Genomic DNA, 21,431 nt, shown 5'->3' on the forward strand with positions numbered 1-21,431 from the left:
CGCAGGCCCTCGCGGCGGTTCTAAAATCACGCGCGGGGAGGCCGCTGCATGTCTGGAGCTCGTACGCCGGTCCGGCCAGCCGAGAGGGGGGCCGTGAAGCAGACCGTCACGATCAGCTTCGCCGGGTTCAACCGGGCCTGGGCCGCCTGGATCGGCGACCGCCTGGAGCGGCGCGGCCATCGCGTGGTCTACCAGCGCTGGGACTCCCCGGCAGAGGTCCCGCTCGTCGACCTGCTGCGCGACCTGACCCTCGCCCAGGGCCGGATCCTGATCGTGGTCAGCGAGTGGTACTTCCAGCTCGGCCCGCGCACCCAGGAGGAGTGGAACACCGCGCTGCGCGAGGTCGTCGCCCCCGACCCGTCCCGGTTCGCCGCCGTGTCCGTCACCACCAGCCCGGTCCCCACGGCCACCGCCGTACTCGGCGCGGTCGACCTGAACAACATGGGCGCCGACGAGGCCGAACGCCGCGTCCTCGACCGCCTCGACCTGCCCTTCGACCCGCTGCCGGAAGCAACCGGGAGCGACCGGCACGGTCCCCGCTACCCGGCCGCCATGCCCGAGGTCTGGGGCGGCGTCCCGCGCCGCAACACCCGCTTCACCGGCCGCGAGCCGCTCCTGAACGACGCCTACCACCTGCTCCAGGGCGCCGAGCCCGGCGCCGGCGTCGTCACCCTGCACGGCATGTCCGGCGTCGGCAAGACCCAGCTCGCCGCCGAGTACGTCTACCGCTTCGGCTCCGAGTACGACGTCGTGTGGTGGGTCAACGCCGAGAAGCGCGTCACCTACCGCCGCCGACTGGCCGAACTGGCACCGCAGTTGGGCCTCAGCACCGGTGCCGAGTACGGCGAACGGCTGCGTGCCGTACGCGACTCGCTGCGCCGCGGCGAGCCGTACGGCCGCTGGCTGCTCATCCTGGACGGCGCGGACGAGCCCGACCAGATCTACGACCTCGTGCCCACCGGACCCGGACACGTCCTGATCACCTCGCGCAACCCCGAGTGGAGCGAGCACAACAGCAAGCTCCTGGAGGTGCCGGTCTACGACCGCGACGAGTCCGTCGCCTTCATCCGCCGCCGCGCGCCCCGCCTCACCGAGCCCGAGGCCGACCAGCTCGCCGAGGCGCTGGAGGACCTGCCCCTCCTGCTGGACCAGACGGCCGGCTGGCTCAACGACTCGGACCTGTCCGTCCAGGAGTACATCGCCCTCCTCGACGGCGGCATCGACCAGGACGTCGTCAAGATCTCCGCGGACTTCCCGGTCGCCTTCCAGACCGCCTGGTCGATACTGCTCAACAAACTCCGCGACACCGTCCCGGAGTCCGTCGACCTGCTGCGCCTGTGCACCTTCTTCGCGCCCGGCTTCATCCCCGTGCGCCTCCTGAAGGAGATGCCGCACGACCAGCTCCCGGAACAGATCGCGGGCCTGCTCAACGACCCCCTGCTGTGGAACCGGGCGATCAACCAGCTCCGCCAGTACTCCGTCGTCCGCCTGGAGTCCCACGAGGCGGCCGGCGACGAGACCGCCTCCTCGGGCGAGTCGCTCTACCTGCACCGCATGGTCCACCAGATCGTCCACAAGGACATGCCCGACGAGGACCGCCGTGAGTTCGTCGACGTCGTCCGGCGGGCCCTGGCCGCCGCCGACCCCCGGCGGCCCACCGACACCCGCCTGTGGCCCGGCTACGCGGAGATCGTCCCGCACCTGAAGTTCGCGGACGTCCTGCAGAGCAGGGACCCCGCGGTGCAGTCGCTGGTCTTCAACTGCCTTCGCTACATGTACATCTCGGGCGAGTACCGGGCCGGCACCAAGCTCGGCGAGCGCGCCCTGGCGGCCTGGAAGCCGCTCCTCGGCGAGAACCACCCGCGCGTGTGGGAACTGACGTACCACTACGCCAACCTGCTCCGCGCCGCCGGCGACTACCAGGCCACCGAGGTCCTGGAACGCGCCACCGTCGAGCACCTGTACGAGCAGCGCGGCGAGCAGGACCTCGACCATCTGCGGGCCCTCGGCGGACTCGCCGCCGACCTGAGAGGTCTCGGCCGCTACGACGAGTCCCTGCGGCTCTCCGAGCGGCTGCTGGCGCTGTACCGCGACCTCCTGGGCGACGCGGACTCCCGCACCCTGAACGCGCAGAAGAACCTGGCCGTCTCCTTCCGCCTCCTCGGCCGGTACCAGGAGGCCCACGACGCCGACCTGCGCACCCTGGAGTCCCGGCGCCTGCTGCTGCGCGGGCGGCACCCCTGGACGCTGTACTCGGAGATCTCCTACGCGACGGACCTGCGTCTCCTCGGCCGGTACGCCGAGGCCGAGTCCGCGCAGCGCGCCAGCGTGCGCGAGCACCGCAACGTGATGGGCCGCGACAACCCGCAGACCCTGGACGCCGAGCACAACCTCGCCCTGTGCCAGTACCGCACCGGCGACCGCAGCGCGGCGGGCGCGATGTTCGCCGGTGTGCTGGAGCGCTGCGAGCGGGTCCTCGGCGAGACCGACCCGCAGACCCTCCGGTTCGCCGTCGGCACGAGCTGCTTCTACCGCGAGCACGGCGACATCGACCAGGCCCGGGAGATCGGCGAGGCCGTCCTCGCCCGGTACGAGGTGATGCTGCCCGAGGGGCACCCGTTCATCGTCGGCGCCCGCGCCAACCACGCCCTGATCCTGCGCGGCGTCGGGGAGTGGGACCAGGCCCACGAGGTCGTCGAGCAGGCGCTGGCCGACATGACGGCCGCGGTGGGCGAGCACCACCCCTGGACGCTCGGCTGCGCCCTGAACGCCGCCGCGCTGCGCAACCTCGTCATCGGCCCCGAGCCGGCCGCGGAGCTGAGCCGGCAGACGGTCGCCCGGGCCACCGAGACCCTCGGCCGCACCCACCCGCTCACCCTCTCCGCGCGCGTCGCGCTCGCCGCCGACCTGCGCGGCATGGCGGACCGTCAGGAGGCCGAGAAGGTGGAGCAGGAGGCCCTGTCCGACCTGGACGCCACCCTCGGCGCCCGGCACGTCCACACCATCTCCGCCCGCTCCCGCAACCGGCCCCACTGGGACTTCGAGCCCCAGTCCACCTGAGCCCGGCGCCCCCTGCCCCGTGCGGGAAGCCGTCGGGAGGCGAACGCCGAAGGGCCCGGCCCGAGTCCACGCGGACTCGGGCCGGGCCCTTCGTTCGTACTGCCGTGGCGAGGGAGCCGAGGACTAGGCCTCGAACACCTCACGCACCAGCTGCTCCTGCTCCGCCTGGTGCCGCTTCGCGGAACCGACGGCGGGCGACGAGGAGTGCGGACGCGAGATGCGGCGCAGGCGCTCGCCGTGCGGGACGTCCGCTCCGACCGCGAGGTCGAGGTGGTCGATCAGGTTGAGCGCGATGAACGGCCAGGCACCCTGGTTCGCCGGCTCCTCCTGGGCCCACAGGTACTTCTCGGCGTTCGGGTACTTGGCGATCTCGGCCTGGAGCTCCGCACCCGGCAGCGGGTACAGGCGCTCGATGCGGATGATCGCCGTGTCCGTGGAACCGCGCTTCTTCCGCTCGGCCTCCAGGTCGTAGTACAGCTTGCCGGCGCAGAACACGACCTTGCGCACGGCGGCCGCGTCGACCGTGTCGTCGCCGATGACCGGACGGAACTCGCCCGTCGTGAACTCCTCCGCCTTCGAGGCCGCCGCCTTCAGACGCAGCATCGACTTCGGGGTGAAGACCACCAGCGGCTTGTGGTGCGGGTTGTGCACCTGCCACCGCAGGAGGTGGAAGTAGTTCGACGGGAGCGTCGGCTGCGCGACCGTCATGTTGTTCTGCGCGCACAGCTGGAGGAAGCGCTCGATACGGGCCGAGGAGTGGTCCGGACCCTGTCCCTCGTAGCCGTGCGGGAGCAGCAGGGTGACGCCGGACGTCTGGCCCCACTTCTGCTCGGCGGCCGAGATGTACTCGTCGACGACCGTCTGCGCGCCGTTGACGAAGTCGCCGAACTGCGCCTCCCACATGACCAGCGCGTCCGGGCGGGCCAGCGAGTAGCCGTACTCGAAGCCCATGACCGCGTACTCGGAGAGCAGCGAGTCGTAGACGTTGTAGCGGGCCTGCTCGTCCGAGAGGTACTGGAGCGGGGTGTAGTCCTCGCCGGTGACCCGGTCGATCAGCACCGCGTGGCGCTGGCCGAAGGTGCCGCGGCGCGAGTCCTGGCCGGACAGCCGGACCGGCGTGCCCTCCAGGAGTAGCGAACCGACGGCGAGGGTCTCGCCCATGCCCCAGTCGATCGTGCCGTCCTCGATCATCGCCGCACGCCGCTGGAGCTGCGGGAGCAGCCGCGGGTGCACGGTGACGTTGTCCGGGATGTTGACCTGGGACTCGGCGATCCGCTTCACGACCTCCTGGGAGACCGCGGTGGGCACGGCGACCGGGAACTCGGCCTGGACGTCCGGGACATGTGCCTCGGGCGCCTGGGCGACGGCCTCGCGGACCTCCGTGAAGACCTTCTCCAGCTGGCCCTGGAAGTCCTGCAGCGCCTGCTCGGCCTCTTCGAGGGTGATGTCGCCGCGACCGATGAGGGACTCGGTGTAGAGCTTGCGCACCGAGCGCTTCTTGTCGATCAGGTCGTACATCAGCGGCTGCGTGAACGCCGGGTTGTCGGACTCGTTGTGACCGCGGCGGCGGTAGCAGATGAGGTCGATCACGACGTCCTTGTTGAACGCCTGACGGAACTCGAACGCGAGCCGCGCGACACGGACGACGGCCTCGGGGTCGTCGCCGTTCACGTGGAAGATCGGCGCCTCGATCATGCGGGCCACGTCGGTGGCGTACATGGAGGAGCGCGACGACTCCGGGGCGGCGGTGAAGCCGACCTGGTTGTTGATGACGATGTGGACCGTGCCGCCCGTGCGGTAGCCGCGCAGCTGGGACATGTTGAGCGTCTCGGCGACCACACCCTGGCCGGCGAAGGCCGCGTCACCGTGCAGGGCGACGGGCAGGACCGTGAAGTCCGTGCCGCCCTTGTTGATGATGTCCTGGCGGGCGCGGACGATGCCCTCGATGATCGGGTCGACCGTCTCCAGGTGGGACGGGTTCGCGGCCAGCGAGACCTTGATCTGCTCGCCGTCCAGGCCCGTGAAGGTGCCGTGGGCGCCCAGGTGGTACTTCACGTCGCCGGAGCCGTGCATCGACTTCGGGTCGAGGTTGCCCTCGAACTCGCGGAAGATCTGCGCGTACGACTTGCCGACGATGTTCGCGAGGACGTTCAGCCGGCCACGGTGGGCCATGCCGATGACGACCTCGTCCAGCCGGGACTCCGCGGCGCTGTCGATGACGGCGTCGAGGAGCGGGATGACGGACTCGCCGCCCTCCAGGGAGAACCGCTTCTGGCCGACGTACTTCGTCTGTAGGAAGGTCTCGAAGGCCTCCGCGGCGTTCAGCCGGCGCAGGATGCGCAGCTGCTCCTCGCGCTCCGGCTTGGAGTGCGAGCGCTCGATGCGGTCCTGGATCCACTTGCGCTGCTTCGGGTCCTGGATGTGCATGAACTCGACGCCGGTGGTCCGGCAGTACGAGTCGCGCAGCACGCCGAGGATGTCGCGCAGCTTCATCAGGGACTTGCCGGCGAAGCCGCCGACCGCGAACTCCCGCTCCAGGTCCCACAGGGTGAGGCCGTGCTCGGTGATGTCCAGGTCGGGGTGCTTGCGCTGGCGGTACTCCAGCGGGTCGGTGTCGGCCATGACGTGGCCGCGGACCCGGTAGGAGTGGATCAGCTCGAAGACACGGGCGGCCTTCGTGACGTCGTCGTCGTGGCTGGCGTCGATGTCCTTGAGCCAGCGGACCGGCTCGTAGGGGATGCGCAGCGCCTCGAAGATGTCGTCGTAGAAGCCCTGCTCGCCGAGGAGCAGGTTCGCGACGATCCGCAGGAACTCGCCGGAGGCGGCGCCCTGGATGACCCGGTGGTCGTAGGTCGACGTGAGCGTCATGACCTTCGAGATGCCGAGCTTGTTCAGGGTGTCCTGGGAGGTGCCCTGGAACTCCGCCGGGTAGTCCATGGAGCCGACGCCCATGATGACCGACTGGGCCGGCATCAGACGCGGCACCGAGTGGACGGTGCCGAGGCCGCCGGGGTTGGTCAGCGAGACCGTGACACCGGAGAAGTCGTCCATCGTCAGCTTGCCGTCACGGGCCCGGCGGACGATGTCCTCGTAGGCCTGCCAGAACTCGAAGAAGTTCAGCGTCTCGGCCTTCTTGATGCCGGCGACGACGAGCTGGCGGTCCCCGTTCGGCTTCACCAGGTCGATGGCGAGACCGAAGGTGACGTGCGCGGGCTTGACGAGGGTGGGCTTCCCGTCCTTCTCCGCGAAGTGCCAGTTCATCGACGGCATGGCCTTGATGGCCTGCACCATCGCGTAGCCGATGAGGTGGGTGAAGGAGATCTTCCCGCCCCGGGCCCGCTTCAGGTGGTTGTTGATCACGATGCGGTTGTCGAAGAGCAGCTTCACCGGGACGGCGCGCACGGACGTGGCCGTGGGCACCTCCAGCGAGGCGTTCATGTTCTTCGCGACGGCACCGGCGGGACCGCGCAGGGTCACGTACTCGGGGCCCTCGGGCGCCTCGGTGGCCGGCTCGGCCTTCGGCTGCGCGGCGGCCGGAGCGGCCTTCGCGGGAGCCGGGGCGGCGGCAGCGGGCTTCGGAGCCGCGGGAGCGGCCGCCGGAGCGGGCGCGGCCGGGGCGGCGGGAGCCGCCTGAGGGGGAGCCTGGCGCGCCGCTGGGGGCGCGGGCGCGGCCGGAGCGGCCGGCGCGGGCGTGGTGGTCCCTGCGGCCCCCGCGGCCGCAGTACCCGCCGGAGCCGAGGCGGCGGGCGCCCCGGGCTTGTAATCGGCGAAGAAGTCCCACCAGGCTCGGTCTACGGAGTTCGGGTCCTGGAGGTACTGCTGATAGATCTCGTCGACGAGCCACTCGTTGGGTCCGAAGGCGGCAGCGGGGTTCTTCCCGGCTTGGTCCTCGGTCGAAGTGCTCGAGTTACTGGGGGACTGTGGCGACACGGCGGCAACCGCCCTCTTCCGCTTCACAAGGTGATGGACAGCGGGAATAAAGGCTACGCCTCCCCGGCCGGGTAGGTCAGGCCGGGCCCGTCCAACGTCGTGCAAGTCACATTGGAATCCGTGTTTCGCGCAGGGAAATGGCGGGAAACAAGCGGGGTTCCGCTTCTGGAAGGGTACGCCGACGCCGGGTCGCGGCACGACTCGCGCGGCCATGTGCCTGATCACACGTGTACGCCGACGGCGACGGTGATGGATCTTGCGGCTCCGCTTCGAACTTTACGTCAACTTGGCAGAGAAGGAAGTCCCGGAAGGATGACCCGGATCCGGCAACCCCGCTCGGATTCGGCCACACCGATCCGGCCGCCGTGCAGATCGACCGCCCAGCGGGCGATGGCCAGGCCGAGGCCCGTACCGCCGTCGCTGCCCGGGCCGTGCGGCGCGGGCACGCCGCCGCGGTTGAACCGCTCGAAGACGCGGTGCCACTCCGACTTCGGGATGCCCGGTCCCTCGTCCAGGACCTCCAGTGACAGCGACTCCGGGTGATCGCCCCGTCGCGCCCTGACCGTCACCCGGCCGTGCGCCGGACTGTGCTTGACCGCGTTGTCGATGAGATTCGCCACGACCTGGTGGATCCGCTCCGGGTCCGCGTGCGCGGTCAGCTCCGGAGGGGACACGTCGAGGTGCAGATGGACGTCGGTGCGGGTGTGGCTGCCGGAGCCGGACGCGATGTCCGCGCGCGCCGAGGCGACCATGTTGGCCTCCTTCAGTACGCCCGACAGGTACGGCCACACCTCGAAGCGCCGGCGGCGCAGCGGGACGACGCCGTTGTCCAGGCGGGACAGGTCGAGCAGGGTCTCCACCAGGCGGCCGAGCCGCTCCGTCTGCTTCAGCGCCGTGCGCATCGTCTCGGGGTCGGCGGCGGACACCCCGTCCACGACGTTCTCCAGCACCGCCCGCAGCCCCGCGATGGGGGTGCGCAGCTCGTGCGAGACATTCGCCACGAGTTCCTTGCGCTGGCGGTCCTGGGCCTCCAGCTCGTCCGCCATGAGGTTGATCGTCTGGGCCAGGTCGCCCAGTTCGTCGCGGCGGTCGTCCCGCACCCGGCGCGTGTAGTCGCCGTGCGAGATGGACCGGGCCACCGCGTTCATCTCGTCCAGCGGCGCGGTGAGCGAGTGCGCCACGAACTGCGTGATCAGCAGGGTGGCGATCATCGAGAACACCGTGATGAAGCGGAGCTCCGTCTTGGTGTGCACCGCGATCATGGACAGACCCGTGGTGATCAGCACCGAGATGACGACCAGCGCGCCCAGCTTGGTCTTGATCGAGAAGGGCCGGAGACCGCCCCAGGGGCCCGTGCCCCTGCGCTCCCCTGAGGAGCGCGCGCCGAGCCCGCGCCCCCGCTCGCCGAGCACGCTCATCACATCAGCCCCTCACGAAGGTCCCGGTCATGAAGGCCCCGAGGTTCCGACGGCGGCCCGGCTCAGGGAGTCGGGGTCTCCAGCGCGTAGCCCACGCCGTGCACCGTACGGATCCGCTCGGCACCGATCTTGCGACGCAGCGCCTTGATGTGGCTGTCCACGGTCCGGGTGCCGGACGCGTCGGCCCAGTCCCACACCTCGGCGAGCAGCTGCTCGCGCGAGAGTACGGCACGCGGGGTGTTCGCGAGGCAGACCAGCAGGTCGAACTCGGTGGGAGTGAGGTGCACGTCCTCGCTGCGCACCCGCACCCGGCGCTGTGCGTGGTCGATCTCCAGCTCGCCGAGGCGCAGGATGCCGCTGCGGGGCGTGGACGCGGCGACCACGGCGCGCTCGACCCTGCGGAGCAGGACGTGCACGCGCGCGGCCAGCTCGCGCATCGAGAACGGCTTCGTCATGTAGTCGTCGGCGCCGACGCCGAGCCCGACCAGCATGTCGGTCTCGTCGTCGCGCGCGGTGAGCATCAGCACCGGCACCGGGCGGGCGGCCTGCACGCGACGGCAGACCTCCAGGCCGTCGAAGCCGGGCAGCATGATGTCGAGGATCAGCAGATCGGGCTGCCAGGCCTCGGCCGTGTCCACCGCGGCGGGACCGTCGCCCGCGGTTTGCACGAGGAATCCCTCGGCGCGCAGGCGGGCCGCGATGGCCTCGACGATCGTCGGGTCGTCCTCGACCACCAGCACCCGGCGCTGAGCGCCCGGTGTCGCCGCCGTGCCGTTCTGGGAGGTGTGTGTCTGCTCCATCGCCCGCCCCTGAGTGTGCTTTCCGGAATCCGTGGGGTGATCCCATGACTGCGCTTGACGCTTGAATGATCCGCGTCAGGAAAGCAGAGTACGGGCAGGCACGGGGCCTCGGCTATCCAGGCCTTACCGCGAGATGCACCACGTCGGGAACGCCCCGGGCAACGGGGATCTCTTCGGTACGGACCCGTTGGAATCCGGCATTCCGCAAGGTTCCTTCAAATTCCGGAGAGGGCTGGGCCGACCACACGGCGAGTACGCCGCCCGGCTTCAACGCCCTTGCGCAGCTTGCCAGTCCGGCCTTCCCGTACAGGCCCGCGTTGCCCTCCGTGACCGTCCAGCCGGGTCCGTTGTCGATGTCGAGACACAGCGCGTCGAACGTGTCGGAGATCTCATTGACGTAGTCGACGAGGTCGTCCTCGACGACCTCGGTCCGCGGGTCGGCGAGCGCCGTCGCCGACAGTTCGGCGAGGGGGCCCGCGCGGTGCCAGTCGATGATGGCCGGCTCTCGCTCGACCACCGTGATGCGCCCCCAGCGCCCGTCCGCGGCGGCGTGCGCGAGCGAGAACCCGACGCCGAGGCCGCCGATCAGCACGCTCGGCTCCGGACGTCCGTCCAGGGCGTCGCGGGCGGCGTCCACCAGCAGGCGCTCGGAACGCCCGTCGGAGGTGTCCATCAGGAAACACCCGTTGGCGATGATCTGCAGCAGCGCCCCGTGACGCCGCAGCACGACCTCGCCGTACGGGCCCTGGCGCCGGTCGATGACCACAGGGGTGTCGTACGTGGCAGTCATGGCCGCCATCCTGGCACCGGCGCGGGGGCGGAGGGTGGAATATCCGGGGCCCGGCCCCCCACGGTCCGGGCCCCGGACGTGCGGGGCGGGATCAGGCGCCCCGCGGTCTCATCCGACGTCCAGGCCGTGCCCGTACGCGAACACCGGGTCCTCGGTGTCGTCGGGCACGTCGGGCCGGGACGCCCGTACCGCCTCCATGGAACGCGGCAGTTCGAAGGGCAGCCGGCCCTCGGCGCGCGCCCGTCCGAACGCGACGTCGAGGAGCGCCGCGTCGCTCGCTCCGTAGTCGGCGACCAGTGCGGCGGCCCGCTCCGCGATCTCCGGGAGTACGGCGGGCCGCTCCAGGTTGACGCACACCAGCGTCGGCACCGCGTCCAGCAGCCGCAGGATCTCCTTCAGCTCGTCCTCGGGAAACGCGAGCGAGCCCGCGTGGAAGAAGGACTCGAAGAGCCCGGGCCGCTTCTCGTAGGGGGTGCCGAGGCGCAGGACGGCGAGGTCGGCGTCGAGCGGGTCGGACACGACGTTGCCGTACGCGGCCGCCGTCCGCTCCGAGACTCCCCGCAGATACAGGTTCGGTCGGTCCCCGACCGGCAGCAGGTCCCGGTTGGTCAGGACGGTGAGGGAGCGGCGCTGCGCCTCCTCCCCGAGCGCGGCGAACTCGCGCGCCCCGACCGTCTCCTCGGCCCGGTCCGGGTCGGCGTACGGGTTCTCGAAGAGGCCGAGGACGAACTTCTCGCGCAGCAGCCGCCGGACGGACGCGTCGATCCTGGCCTCGGTGATCCGGCCCGAGCGCACCAGCTCGACGATCACCTCGGGGCACTGTTCGCCGCCGAACTGGTCGCTGCCCGCGTCCAGCGCCTTCGCCGCCCGCTCGGCGACGGTGAGGTGCTCGACGCCCCAGGCGCGGGCCGGGTAGGTCTCGCCGAGGATGTCCGCGTCGGTGAGCAGTCCCCAGTCGGTGCAGATGATGCCGTCGAAGCCGAGGCGTTCACGGAGCAGACCGGTGAGGACGTCCTTGTTGAAGCCGAAGCCGACCTCCTCCCAGTCCGTGCCGACCGGCTGTCCGTAGTACGGCATCATCTGCGAGCAGCCGGCCTCGATCGCGGCCCGGAACGGCGCGAGGTGGTGCTCGCGCATGCCGCCCGGGTAGACCTGCTCCTTGCCGTGCGCGAAGTGCGGGTCCTCGCCGTCCTTCTGCGGGCCGCCGCCGGGGAAGTGCTTGACCATGGCGGCGACGGACTCGGGACCGAGCCGCGGGCCCTGGAGTCCGCGGACGTACGCCCGGACCAGTTCGCCGGTGACGTCGGCCGACGAGCCGAAGGTGCCGGACTGGCGCGACCAGCGCGGCTCGGTCGCCAGGTCGATCTGCGGGTGGAGCGCCACCCGGAAGCCGACCGAGAGGTACTCACGGCGGACCGTGTCGGCGAAGCGCTCGACCAGCGCCGGGTCTCCGATCGCGGCCAGGCCGAGCGGCTCGGGCCAGGCCGAGAAGGCGCCCGAGTTGAAGGAGGCGCCCGGGTTGTCGGTGAAGGCGTGGCGCGGGTCCGTGGAGAGGGTGACCGGGATGCCGAGCCGGGTGCCCGCGGCCAGCTCCTGAACCCGGTTGACCCACTGGGCCATCTCGCGGACGCCGTACTGCCCGATCAGGTTGAAGTGGGTGAGGCCGCGTCCGGCGATCAGCTCGGGCGTGGGGGTGTGTGCGAACGGGCCCTCGGTCGCGAAGGTGCCGTCGGCGTTCATGCCGAGCATCGTGTGGAAGAGCTGGCCGGCCTTCTCCTCCAGCGTCATCCGGGCGAGCAGGTCCTCGACGCGCTCGGCGACGGGGCGGTTCGGGTCGCGGTACAGGGGTGTGGTCATCCTCGACTGCCTTGCTTGCGTGGGTGGTTACTTGACCGAGCGGATGAACTGCACGGCGAGCGCGCCGAGCACGGCACTGACCGCTCCGAAGAGGAACAGCGCGCCGTAGTTGCCGCCGCCGCCGATCGCGAGGAGCGCGGGGGCGACCATGGGGACGAGGGACTGGGGGAGGGCGTTGCCGATGTTCAGGACGCCCATGTCCTTGGCCGACTCCTCGGGGTTCGGCAGGACCGCGGCGGCCAGCGCCATGTCGACGGAGAGATAGAGGCCCTCGCCGAAGCCGAAGACGACCAGGGCGGCGACGTACATGCCGAAGGACTGCGCGGAGGCGATCATCGCGAGGCTCACGGCCATCACGAGCGAGGCGCCGAGGACGTAGGGCTTGCGACGGCCCGAGCGGTCCGAGAGCTGGCCGCCCAGCAGGGAGCCCAGCACGACCGCGCCGACCATCGCGACCGTGCCGACGAGGACCTTGCCGGTGACCTCGTCGTCGTTGTAGCCGAGGCGGTCCATCAGGAAGAAGACCTGGTAGCTGGTCACGCAGGACGCCCCGGTGAAGACCAGGAAGCGGCCCGCGAAGTTCCACGCGAAGTCGGGGTGCAGGCGCGGGTTCACCCAGAAGCTGCGCAGGAACTCCCTGAAGCCGTACGGCGCGAAGGCGCCGGCTCGGGCGGGGCGGTCCTTCATCACGACGGCCAGGCAGCCGACGGCCAGGACGCCGATGACGCCCGGGATCAGGAAGGCCAGCGCCATCGAGTGGCTGAACGCCTGCGCCAGCACCGATCCGACGATGATCGCGCACGGTGTCGTCATGCCGACGATGCCGGAGACGCGGGCCATCTGCCGCTGCGGGATCAGGTCCGGGATACAGGAGGTGAGCGCGGACAGCGCCGCATTGATGCCGAGCTGCGCGAGCGCCCAGCCGAGCATCAGCGTCAGCACGCTGGAGCCGAACGCCACCACCAGCAGGCCGACGAGGCCGACCGTCATACCGCCGAGCAGCCAGGGCCGGCGGCGGCCGAAACGGCTGGTCGTACGGTCCGAGAGGGCCCCGAAGACCGGGTTGCCGAGCATCGCGAGCAGGGCGCCGACCGACAGCACCTGACCGAGCGCGGAGCTGCGGTCGTCCTCCGGGACGATCTGGCTGACCCGCAGCGCGAGGGTGACCATCACCGGGGTGAGGACGGCGAGGTAGGCGCCGAACTGGGCGAAGCCGAGCGTCGCGATCAGTTTCGCGGAGGCGTGCTCCGGCTCGGCGGGAGCGGGCGAGGGGGTCTTCGACGGGCGGGAGTCCTGCGCGGGGAGCTCGGGCGAGCGGGCACCGAGCGAGGCGTCTGGCGTGACGGCCATGGCGACTCTCCATGGGGACGTGGGCGGCTTCCTTGCCGCACCGGCGCCCATAGGGAAACACCGAGTGGGTACTAGGTTTTCCGCGCGTGGCCAGAATCACGCTGCACGCGGCTTGAAAAGAGACCGATGATGACTCGTGTAACCGACGGTCAACGAGGGCCTCGGGGCCGCCGCGACCAGGGGCTTATGGTGGCGGGCATGGTGCAGAACGAGAGCGGGAGACCTGTCAGAGGGCCGGGCCGGGGGACCTATGCCGTCGGCGACGAACGCCGCTCGCGGATCCTCGACGCCGCGGTCGAGCACTTCGCGCAGTGGGGGTTCCACGCGTCCTCGCTGGCCCGCATCGCCAAGGACGTCGGCATCACCCAGGGCGGCCTGCTGCACCACTTCCGCAGCAAGGAGGACCTGCTCGTGCAGGTGCTCGGACGCTGCGAGGAGAACGACAGGGACATGTTCTTCTCCCACGCCTTCGTGTCCGCCGCCGAGTGCTACGCCGCTCTGGTCCGGCTCGCCGAGTACAACGGCACCCGGCTCGGCCGCACCCGGATGTTCAACGTGCTCGCCGCCGAGGCCGGTGACCCGGGGCATCCCGCCCACGCCTACTTCGCCCGGCGGTACGTGGACCTGGTCGAGCACATGGCGGGGCCGCTGCGGCAGGCGGTCGCCGGCGGTGAGCTGAAGCCGGACACGGACGTCGTCGCAGTGTCCCAGGAGACCGCGGCCGTCATGGACGGACTCCAGATCCAGTGGGTGCTCGACCCCGACGGCTTCGACATGGTGGGCCGCTTCCGCGCGTACGCCGACCGCCTGCTGCGGTCGGTCACGACGGCGGGCACGGGGCTGCCCCAGGAGGCCTGAGCTCCCCGGCTCCGTTCGGCAGCCACCTCGGAACCCGGCCGGGAACCATGAGGAGTTGTTGTGAATCGCCCGGTACGGGGCACCTGTCGTGGACAGCGCCGGGTGGGGCGCGCAGGCTTGGCGGGGACGGAAGGAGCACGGCACCGTGGACGGGAGCATCACCGGGCACCGCCCGCGAGCGGCGGCACCCGTCGGCGCGGACGGGCTCGCCGCCCGACGCGGTGAGGCCGTCGAGCGGGCAGCGCTGCCCGCCGCCCGACGCCCCGGGACCGCCGGGTCGGAGTCGGACACACCGGCCGCGAACGCGCTCGACGGCATGCCCCGGCAGCGCACCGCGCGGGCGGCGGCCGCGACGCCGACCGCCCTGTCCGCAGGCACCGTCGCGAACGCGACGGCACCTGTACCGAGTGCCCTTTCCGCGGACCCTGCCGCGGCTTCAGGGGCGCCCGCGCCGTCGGCCGCACCAGCACGCGCGCGACGGCCGGGCAGCCCCGCGGCCCGAGCTGCCCAAGCCGTCGGACGGCTCCTGCCCACCCCGTTCGGTACGCCCTTCACCTTCGGGTACGCCCTGGTCCTCACCGTCACCTCCTACGTCGCCGGCCACGCGGACCCCGCGGTCGTGCGCGCCCTGCACCAGGCGTCCAGCACGGACGTCGCGCACCTCGTGCGGTACCCCGTGGCGGTGCTCTTCGCGAGCGCGCTGTGGATCGTCGGCGGGATCCTCTCCCCGTACGCGGCCGGGTTCCTGCTCGTGCTGACCGCGCTGGAGCGGCGGATCGGGGGAGTGCGGGCCGCCGGTGTCTTCCTGCTCGGGCACGTGGTCGCCACGCTGGCCACCGAGGTGCCGGTCGGGCTGGCGGTGTGGGCGGGGCATCTGCCCGGAAGCTCGCTGCACCGGTTCGACTACGGCATCAGCTTCGGCGTCGCCGCGAGCGTCGGCGCCCTCGCGGGGCTCCTCTCGCCCTGGCTGCGGTGGCCCCTGCTGGCCCTCTTCGGCTCGGTCCTCGCGGAGGGCCTGATCCTGCTCGACGACCCGATGACGAACTGGGGCCACCTGCTGGCGCTGGCCCTCGGCGTCGCGACCTGGCCCCTCGTGCGGCGCGCGGCACGGGCGCGCGCGGCGGCTCCCACGGCCGCCGCGGCCTGACCCGCTCGCCGACGCGATCGCCTCGCGACGCGGACGGCCGGGCTTCCTAGGGAGTGTCCGTCCCGGTGTACCGCGCGCTCAGCAGCGGTGCCTCCACACGCCAGCCCAGTGACGCGTAGAGCGCCCGTCCCTCCGGTGTTCCCGCGAGGACGGCGGTCTCCGCGCCCTGCTCCGCCGCCGCCCGGGCGAGCGTGCGCATGACCGTGCGGCCGAGCCCCCGCCGCCGGTGCGCGGCCGACGTCTCGATCTGGTCCACGACGGCCGTCGCTCCCGTCGTGGCGATCTGGCCGCGGGCCGCCCAGGACCCGTCCGACGCCGTGACCAGGGCGCGGGTGACGCCACCGCGGGACCAGATGCGCAGCCGGTAGTCAGGGGGGAGGGGTCCGTCCGGACCGGCGTCCTCGGCGGCGGCCAGGGGCGCCGACATCAGGTAGCCCGGTTCGGGGTCGGTCCACCAGCCCTCGCCGAGCAGGCGACGGACGGCCGACGGCTCGGCGAAGACCTTGAGCCAGACGCCGGGCGCGGTCACCGCGTCGGCGACCTTGCGGACCGCCGCCGCCTCGACCCGGTCGTTCGTCTCCCCGAGGACGTGCCGCGTGACGTGGCCCTCCTGGCCGACGTCGATCGTGTATCCCCACGCGCGGACCGTCGGGGGCGCCGCCCCGCGCGAGACGACCCATCCGTCCACCCAGGCCCGCACGATCCTGTCCACACCTGCCCCCTGTCCCGAGCTGTCCGCTGCGTCCACTCACACTTCACGTAACAGTCACCTCCAAAGAGTGACCCTTACGGGGAGATGATGTCAGGCCGGTCGGCTCCGCGCCATACGTGCCTCGTCGCCGCCTCGCCGCGGGCCTGTTTCCGGCGCCTCCCGCGTGATCGCTCACAGCGAACAGTCCCCGGGGAACATTGAGGGACTCCGATGCATTGAGTCGACATAGCTCAACTTGTATGCCGAAGGGAAGATCATGGCTTCGACGTCCGCATCACTCACTCTGCCCGTGCTGCCGCTCGACGACGAGGTCGTGCTGCCCGGAATGGTGGTTCCGCTCGATCTGAACGACGCCGACGTGCGCGCCGCCGTCGAGGCCGCCCAGGCCGCAGCCCGTTCAACGCCCGGCAAGCCCCAGGTACTCCTGGTCCCGCGCATCGACGGGAAGTACGCGAGCACCGGTGTGCTCGGCACCGTCGAGCAGGTCGGCCGGCTGGCCGACGGCGACCCGGGCGCGCTGATCCGCGGTCGCGGACGCGTGAAGGTCGGCGCGGGCACCACCGGTCCCGGCGCCGCACTCTGGGTCGAGGGCACCCGGGTCGACGAGACCGTGCCCGACCCTTCCGCGAGTTCTCAACTCCGTAGCGGGGGAGACCCCGACCCCGGCCGCGTCGCCGACCTGGTCAAGGAGTACAAGGCCCTGGCCACCAGCTGGCTGCGCAAGCGCGGCGCCTGGCAGGTCGTGGACCGCGTCCAGCAGATCGACGGCGTGTCCGCGCTCGCCGACAATTCCGGTTACTCACCCTTCCTTTCCCTGGAGCAGAAGGTCGAGCTGCTGGAGACCGCCGACCCGGTGGCCCGCCTGAAGCTCGCCACCGAGCAGCTCCGCGAGCACCTCGCCGAGCAGGACGTCGCCGAGTCCATCGCCAAGGACGTCCAGGAGGGCGTCGACAAGCAGCAGCGCGAGTTCCTGCTGCGCCGCCAGCTCGAAGCCGTACGCAAGGAGCTGCGCGACCTCAAGGGCGAGGACGGCGAGGAGGAGTCCGACGACTACCGCGCCCGTGTCGAGGCCGCCGACCTCCCGGAGAACGTGCGCGAGGCCGCCCTCAAGGAGGTCGAGAAGCTGGAGCGGTCCAGTGACCAGTCGCCCGAGGGCAGCTGGATCAGGACCTGGCTCGACACCGTCCTCGAACTGCCCTGGAACGAACGGACCGAGGACCAGTACGACATCCAGGGCGCGCAGGCCCTGCTCGACACCGAGCACGCCGGCCTGGCCGACGTGAAGGAGCGCATCACCGAGTACCTCGCGGTGCGCAAGCGCCGCTCGGACCGCGGCCTCGGAGTCGTCGGCGGCCGGCGCGGCGGTGCCGTGCTCGCGCTCGTCGGCCCGCCCGGCGTCGGCAAGACCTCGCTCGGCGAGTCCGTCGCGCACGCCATGGGCCGCAAGTTCGTCCGCGTCGCCCTCGGCGGTGTCCGGGACGAGGCCGAGATCCGCGGCCACCGCCGTACGTACGTCGGCGCGCTGCCCGGCCGGATCGTCCGCGCCATCAAGGAGGCCGGGTCGATGAACCCGGTGGTCCTGCTCGACGAGATCGACAAGGTCGGCTCCGACTTCCGGGGCGACCCGGCGGCGGCGCTGCTCGAAGTCCTCGACCCGGCGCAGAACCACACCTTCCGCGACCACTACCTGGAGGTCGAACTCGATCTCTCGGACGTGGTGTTCCTCGCGACGGCCAACGTGCTCGAAGCCATCCCGGAGGCCCTGCTCGACCGTATGGAGCTGGTTCGCCTCGACGGCTACACCGAGGACGAGAAGGTCGTCATCGCCCGGGACCACCTGCTGCCGCGCCAGCTGGAGCGGGCCGGTCTGGAGAAGGACGAGGTCGTCCTCGACGAGAGCGCGCTGCGCAAGCTCGCCGGGGAGTACACCCGGGAAGCCGGCGTGCGGAACCTGGAGCGGGGCATCGCCCGGCTGCTGCGCAAGGTCGCGGCCCAGCACGAACTGGGCGAGCGGGAGCTGCCGTTCACGGTGACCGAAGCCGACCTGCGCGGACTCGTCGGGCGCCCGCACCACGTGCCCGAGTCCGCCCAGGACCCGGCCGAGCGCCGCACGGCGGTGCCCGGTGTCGCCACAGGTCTCGCCGTGACCGGAGCGGGCGGTGACGTCCTCTTCGTGGAGGCGTCGCTGGCCGATCCGGAGACGGGCGCGGCCGGTCTGACCCTGACCGGTCAGCTCGGCGACGTGATGAAGGAGTCCGCGCAGATCGCGCTCTCCTTCCTGCGCTCGCACGGCGCGGAGCTCGAACTCCCCGTCGGCGACCTGAAGGACCGGGGTGCGCACATCCACTTCCCGGCGGGCGCGGTCCCCAAGGACGGACCGAGTGCGGGTGTCACCATGACGACCGCCCTCGCGTCGCTGCTCTCGGGCCGGCTGGTGCGTACCGATGTGGCCATGACCGGTGAGGTCTCGCTGACCGGCCGGGTCCTGCCCATTGGCGGGGTGAAGCAGAAGCTGCTCGCCGCGCACCAGGCGGGTGTCACGACCGTGATCATCCCGAAGCGCAACGAGGCCGACCTGGACGACGTCCCGGCCGAGGTCCTGGAGAAGCTCGACGTCCACGCCGTCACGGACGTCCGCCAGGTCCTGGAGCTGGCACTGGCGCCGGCGACGAACGGCGCGGTGCCGGAGGTTCCGGTGGCGGCGTGACGGACGCCCATCGGAGGTGAGGCCCGGGTCCCGTGAGGGAGGCCCGGGCCTCCGCCGTGCGCCGGGTGCGTACGGTGCGGTCCGTCAGGCGACCGCTCCGTACGCACTCCGCTGGGGGTCAGCCGTTGGCGAGGGCGACCACGCGGTCCAGGGCGCCGTTGAACTTGTCGTGGTCACCGACCGTCGGGCCGGACGACGTGTACTGCCACATCGTGTAGTACCCCCAGCCGGCCGGCAGCGTGCCCGGCCCGGTGTCGTACCGGGCGATCCACAACGGGTTGGCGGCGGCGAAACCGGCGTAGTTCCCGGTGCACTGGCTCCACCAGCTGGTGGCCGTGTAGATCACCGCGTCGCGCCCGGTGCGGGCCTTGTACTGGGTGAGGAAACTGCTGATCCAGCTGACCATCGCGCTCGGGGTCTTGCCGTAACAGGCGGCCCCGTACGGGTTCCACTCGATGTCGAGCGTGCCCGGCAGCGTCTTCCCGTCCTTGGACCAGCCGCCGCCGTGGTCGACGAAGTAGTTGGCCTGGACGGCGCCGGTCGTGGTGTCGGGGGTGGCGAAGTGGTACGCGCCGCGGATCATGCCGACGCCGTAGGAGCCGTTGTACTGCTGGGTGAAGGAGGGGTTCGTGTAGTACGTTCCCTCGCTCGCCTTCGTGTAGGCCCAGCGGACCCCGCTGCTCCAAAGCGTGGCCCAGGCGACGCTGCCCTGGTAGCCGGAGACGTCCACGCCTTCGGTCTGGGCGGCCCGGGTGCCGGTGGGCAGGCCGCCCTGGCCGTCGTGGGCGACGACTCCCATGCCCATCCGGGCGGAACCCCGGGCGGGGACGTCCGCGGCGGACGAGGGGAGTGTGGACAACAGGGAGAACGCGGCGAGCAGGGTTCCGACCGCGAGCAGGCGCAGGCGGCGGGCCGTTCCGGATCTGTGCACGGGCATGTGCGTGCCTCCGAAGGGCGATGGAGCTCCGCTGGAGCTCGGTGGGGGGAGAGCGCGGGCACGCGGGCCTTGGGGAACAGGTCGTCGTTGACCCAGAATGGCGTGCGCATGCCAGCGAGATAAGTGCCTGATAAAGAAGCTACGCACGTAGACCACGGCGTGGGAAGAGGGGCCGGACGCTGCCGTTGGTCTACGCCTGCGAAATACTGGCGGAGCTGCGGTAACGGGCGAGTTCTGGCGGAAACTTTCAGGATCGGGAAACCGAGTCAGGGGTGCTGACGTGCACGATCACGGCAACGGCGGTGGGCGTCCGGTCGCGTCCGACGCGTCGGGCCACGGGGCGGACCGGCCCGTGGACCACGGCGACGGGGTGCACGAGTTCCTGTCCCTGGAGCGGGAGTTGACGCTGTTCCTGCGCCGGGCCCGTGCGAGCCAGGGCGAGATGGCCCGCGAGGTCCACCCCGATCTGGAGTCCGCCGCGTACGGACTGCTCGTCCGGCTCGACGAGTGCGGTCGCCAGCGCGCCACCGAACTCGCCGCCTACATCGGCGTCGGCAAGGCCACCATGTCCCGGCAACTGCGCGCGCTGGAGGAGTTGGGCCTCGTCGCCCGCGAACCCGACCCGGCCGACGGCCGAGCCTGGCTCGTCCATCTCACCGACGAGGGCCGCGGCCGCGTCACCAGCGTCCGCGAGGCCCGCCGCGCCCGCTACGTCCGCCAGCTCGCCCACTGGGACCAGGACGAGGTCGCCGAACTCGCCCGGCTGCTGCACCAGCTGAACTCCGGCATGGAGAAGCACTCCCACAGCTGAGCGGCACCGCCCCCGGCGCCGCTCACAGTTCCGCGAACACCACCGTGGCGTCGTCGTGCGTCTTGCTGCGCCGCAGGTGCAGCCGCTCCACCGCGTCCGCGCGCTCCAGCTCCCGGACGCGGTCCACGACGGACGCGGGGCCCTCCTTGCGTACGAGCGCGAACAGGTCGGCCCAGTCGCCCTCGTGGAACTTCTCCACCCAGCGGGTGGCGCCGTCCGTGAAGGCGGCCAGAGCGCGGACCGAGGCGCGGGGCAGCGTGCCCGTCACCGCGCGGGCCGCCACCGCCGGATCCGCCGCCGCCGTGAAGAAGCCGCCCCCCCTGTTGCGGACGGTGGCGTCGGCCACCGCGTCCGAGGCGAGGGAGGCGCGCGGCACCCGGGAGAGGCGGTCGTCGAGCAGGGCGATCACCTCGCCGGCGGGTGATTCCACCAGCAGGGCCGAGTCCGACAGGATCAGATACTCGACCTGGGAGGCTGACCACCGTGCGAGGACGACGGTTGCCTGAGGCGTCCTTGGGTGAGAAAGGTCACAGGTCCCGGCGTGCGCCTCGGCCACCCGGCGGATCGCCTCGGCCAGCACCTCCCGCAGCGTCACATCGCCCTGCGAAACGGACAGTTCGAGCAGGGTTCCGCCGAGCCGCGCGGAGAACCAGGCGACCGTGTGCCGACAGCCGTAGTCGCTCCGGGGCGGAGTCACCCCGTCCAGCACGACCAGTGAACCGCCCTGTCCTGAAGCGGGAAGCCCGACCGATGCGAAGTCCTCATTGGGGCGGGCCGGGTCGCCGGGCTCCGTGACGAGTTCAGTGCGCATCACGCCAGTCTGCACGAGCCCTTCACAAGGCTCACGAGAGGCTGGCAACGGTCGCCGAACCCGTGCCGACCACCAGCCCGGAAGCCGGGTTTGGCATGGAATGATCGACTCCGGCAACACGTGGCGGCGAATACTGCCAAAGCCCGGTCCCGACGTCCAACCGGCCCGCCGCGCGGGCCCGTGGCAAGCGCCGCAGGAACTTGCCCGCCAACTCCCCTCCGGGGTTCACTCCTTCGGGTGGCG

The 21,431-nt window shown here is 71.4% G+C and carries 14 protein-coding genes; 5 read left to right on the plus strand and 9 right to left on the minus strand.

The annotated features are described in order from the left end of the window. Positions 1-48 precede the first annotated feature (48 nt). Positions 49-3,060 carry an FxSxx-COOH system tetratricopeptide repeat protein gene (fxsT, locus tag AB0C62_RS04510; RefSeq protein WP_362969573.1) on the plus strand — a complete coding sequence of 1,004 codons (3,012 nt, stop codon included), beginning with the start codon at positions 49-51 and terminating at the stop codon, positions 3,058-3,060. Between the two features lie 123 nt (positions 3,061-3,183). Here fxsT and AB0C62_RS04515 read toward each other — a convergent pair whose 3' ends face one another. The 6 genes from AB0C62_RS04515 to AB0C62_RS04540 form a co-directional block, all read right to left on the minus strand. Next, positions 3,184-6,990: a multifunctional oxoglutarate decarboxylase/oxoglutarate dehydrogenase thiamine pyrophosphate-binding subunit/dihydrolipoyllysine-residue succinyltransferase subunit gene (locus tag AB0C62_RS04515; protein ID WP_362969574.1), complete on the minus strand. Its 3,807-nt coding sequence runs from the start codon at positions 6,988-6,990 to the stop codon at positions 3,184-3,186. 281 nt (positions 6,991-7,271) lie between these two features. Further along, a complete protein-coding gene (locus AB0C62_RS04520) occupies positions 7,272-8,408 on the minus strand; it encodes a HAMP domain-containing sensor histidine kinase (protein WP_362969575.1) in 1,137 nt (378 codons plus the stop codon). 62 nt (positions 8,409-8,470) lie between these two features. After that, entirely contained in the window at positions 8,471-9,208 is a 738-nt protein-coding gene (locus AB0C62_RS04525) for a response regulator transcription factor (protein ID WP_355875922.1), read from the minus strand. 112 nt (positions 9,209-9,320) lie between these two features. Beyond that, entirely contained in the window at positions 9,321-9,998 is a 678-nt protein-coding gene (locus AB0C62_RS04530) for a spermidine synthase (RefSeq protein WP_362969576.1), read from the minus strand. Between the two features lie 108 nt (positions 9,999-10,106). Beyond that, a complete protein-coding gene (locus tag AB0C62_RS04535; protein WP_362969577.1) occupies positions 10,107-11,855 on the minus strand; it encodes a glycoside hydrolase family 3 N-terminal domain-containing protein in 1,749 nt (582 codons plus the stop codon). 27 nt (positions 11,856-11,882) lie between these two features. Further along, positions 11,883-13,205 (minus strand): MFS transporter, encoded by a 1,323-nt coding sequence (locus AB0C62_RS04540; RefSeq protein ID WP_362969578.1) that lies wholly within the window; start codon positions 13,203-13,205, stop codon positions 11,883-11,885. 198 nt (positions 13,206-13,403) lie between these two features. On the opposite strand from AB0C62_RS04540, the gene AB0C62_RS04545 reads away from it, so the two are divergent. Continuing rightward, the gene (locus tag AB0C62_RS04545; protein ID WP_362969579.1) at positions 13,404-14,063 is read left to right on the plus strand and encodes a TetR/AcrR family transcriptional regulator; all 660 of its coding nucleotides are present in this window, start codon (positions 13,404-13,406) and stop codon (positions 14,061-14,063) included. 145 nt (positions 14,064-14,208) lie between these two features. Continuing rightward, the gene (locus AB0C62_RS04550) at positions 14,209-15,210 is read left to right on the plus strand and encodes a rhomboid-like protein (protein ID WP_362969580.1); all 1,002 of its coding nucleotides are present in this window, start codon (positions 14,209-14,211) and stop codon (positions 15,208-15,210) included. A 46-nt stretch (positions 15,211-15,256) separates the two neighbouring features. Here the strand turns inward: AB0C62_RS04550 and AB0C62_RS04555 are convergent, their stop codons facing one another. Next, positions 15,257-15,922: a GNAT family N-acetyltransferase gene (locus AB0C62_RS04555; protein WP_362969581.1), complete on the minus strand. Its 666-nt coding sequence runs from the start codon at positions 15,920-15,922 to the stop codon at positions 15,257-15,259. 256 nt (positions 15,923-16,178) lie between these two features. Between AB0C62_RS04555 and lon the strand changes: the two genes are divergently transcribed. After that, the gene (gene lon, locus AB0C62_RS04560) at positions 16,179-18,629 is read left to right on the plus strand and encodes an endopeptidase La (protein WP_362969582.1); all 2,451 of its coding nucleotides are present in this window, start codon (positions 16,179-16,181) and stop codon (positions 18,627-18,629) included. Positions 18,630-18,747: 118 nt separating this feature from the next. On the opposite strand, the gene AB0C62_RS04565 is transcribed toward lon, so the two are convergent. Further along, a complete protein-coding gene (locus AB0C62_RS04565) occupies positions 18,748-19,566 on the minus strand; it encodes a lysozyme (protein WP_362969583.1) in 819 nt (272 codons plus the stop codon). Positions 19,567-19,846: 280 nt separating this feature from the next. On the opposite strand from AB0C62_RS04565, the gene AB0C62_RS04570 reads away from it, so the two are divergent. Beyond that, the gene (locus tag AB0C62_RS04570) at positions 19,847-20,377 is read left to right on the plus strand and encodes a MarR family transcriptional regulator (RefSeq protein WP_362969584.1); all 531 of its coding nucleotides are present in this window, start codon (positions 19,847-19,849) and stop codon (positions 20,375-20,377) included. A 22-nt stretch (positions 20,378-20,399) separates the two neighbouring features. Here the strand turns inward: AB0C62_RS04570 and AB0C62_RS04575 are convergent, their stop codons facing one another. Further along, positions 20,400-21,188: a protein phosphatase 2C domain-containing protein gene (locus AB0C62_RS04575; RefSeq protein WP_362969585.1), complete on the minus strand. Its 789-nt coding sequence runs from the start codon at positions 21,186-21,188 to the stop codon at positions 20,400-20,402. Positions 21,189-21,431: the final 243 nt, after the last annotated feature.

It is taken from the genome of Streptomyces sp. NPDC048643 (assembly GCF_040650615.1).
GTDB lineage: Bacteria > Actinomycetota > Actinomycetes > Streptomycetales > Streptomycetaceae > Streptomyces.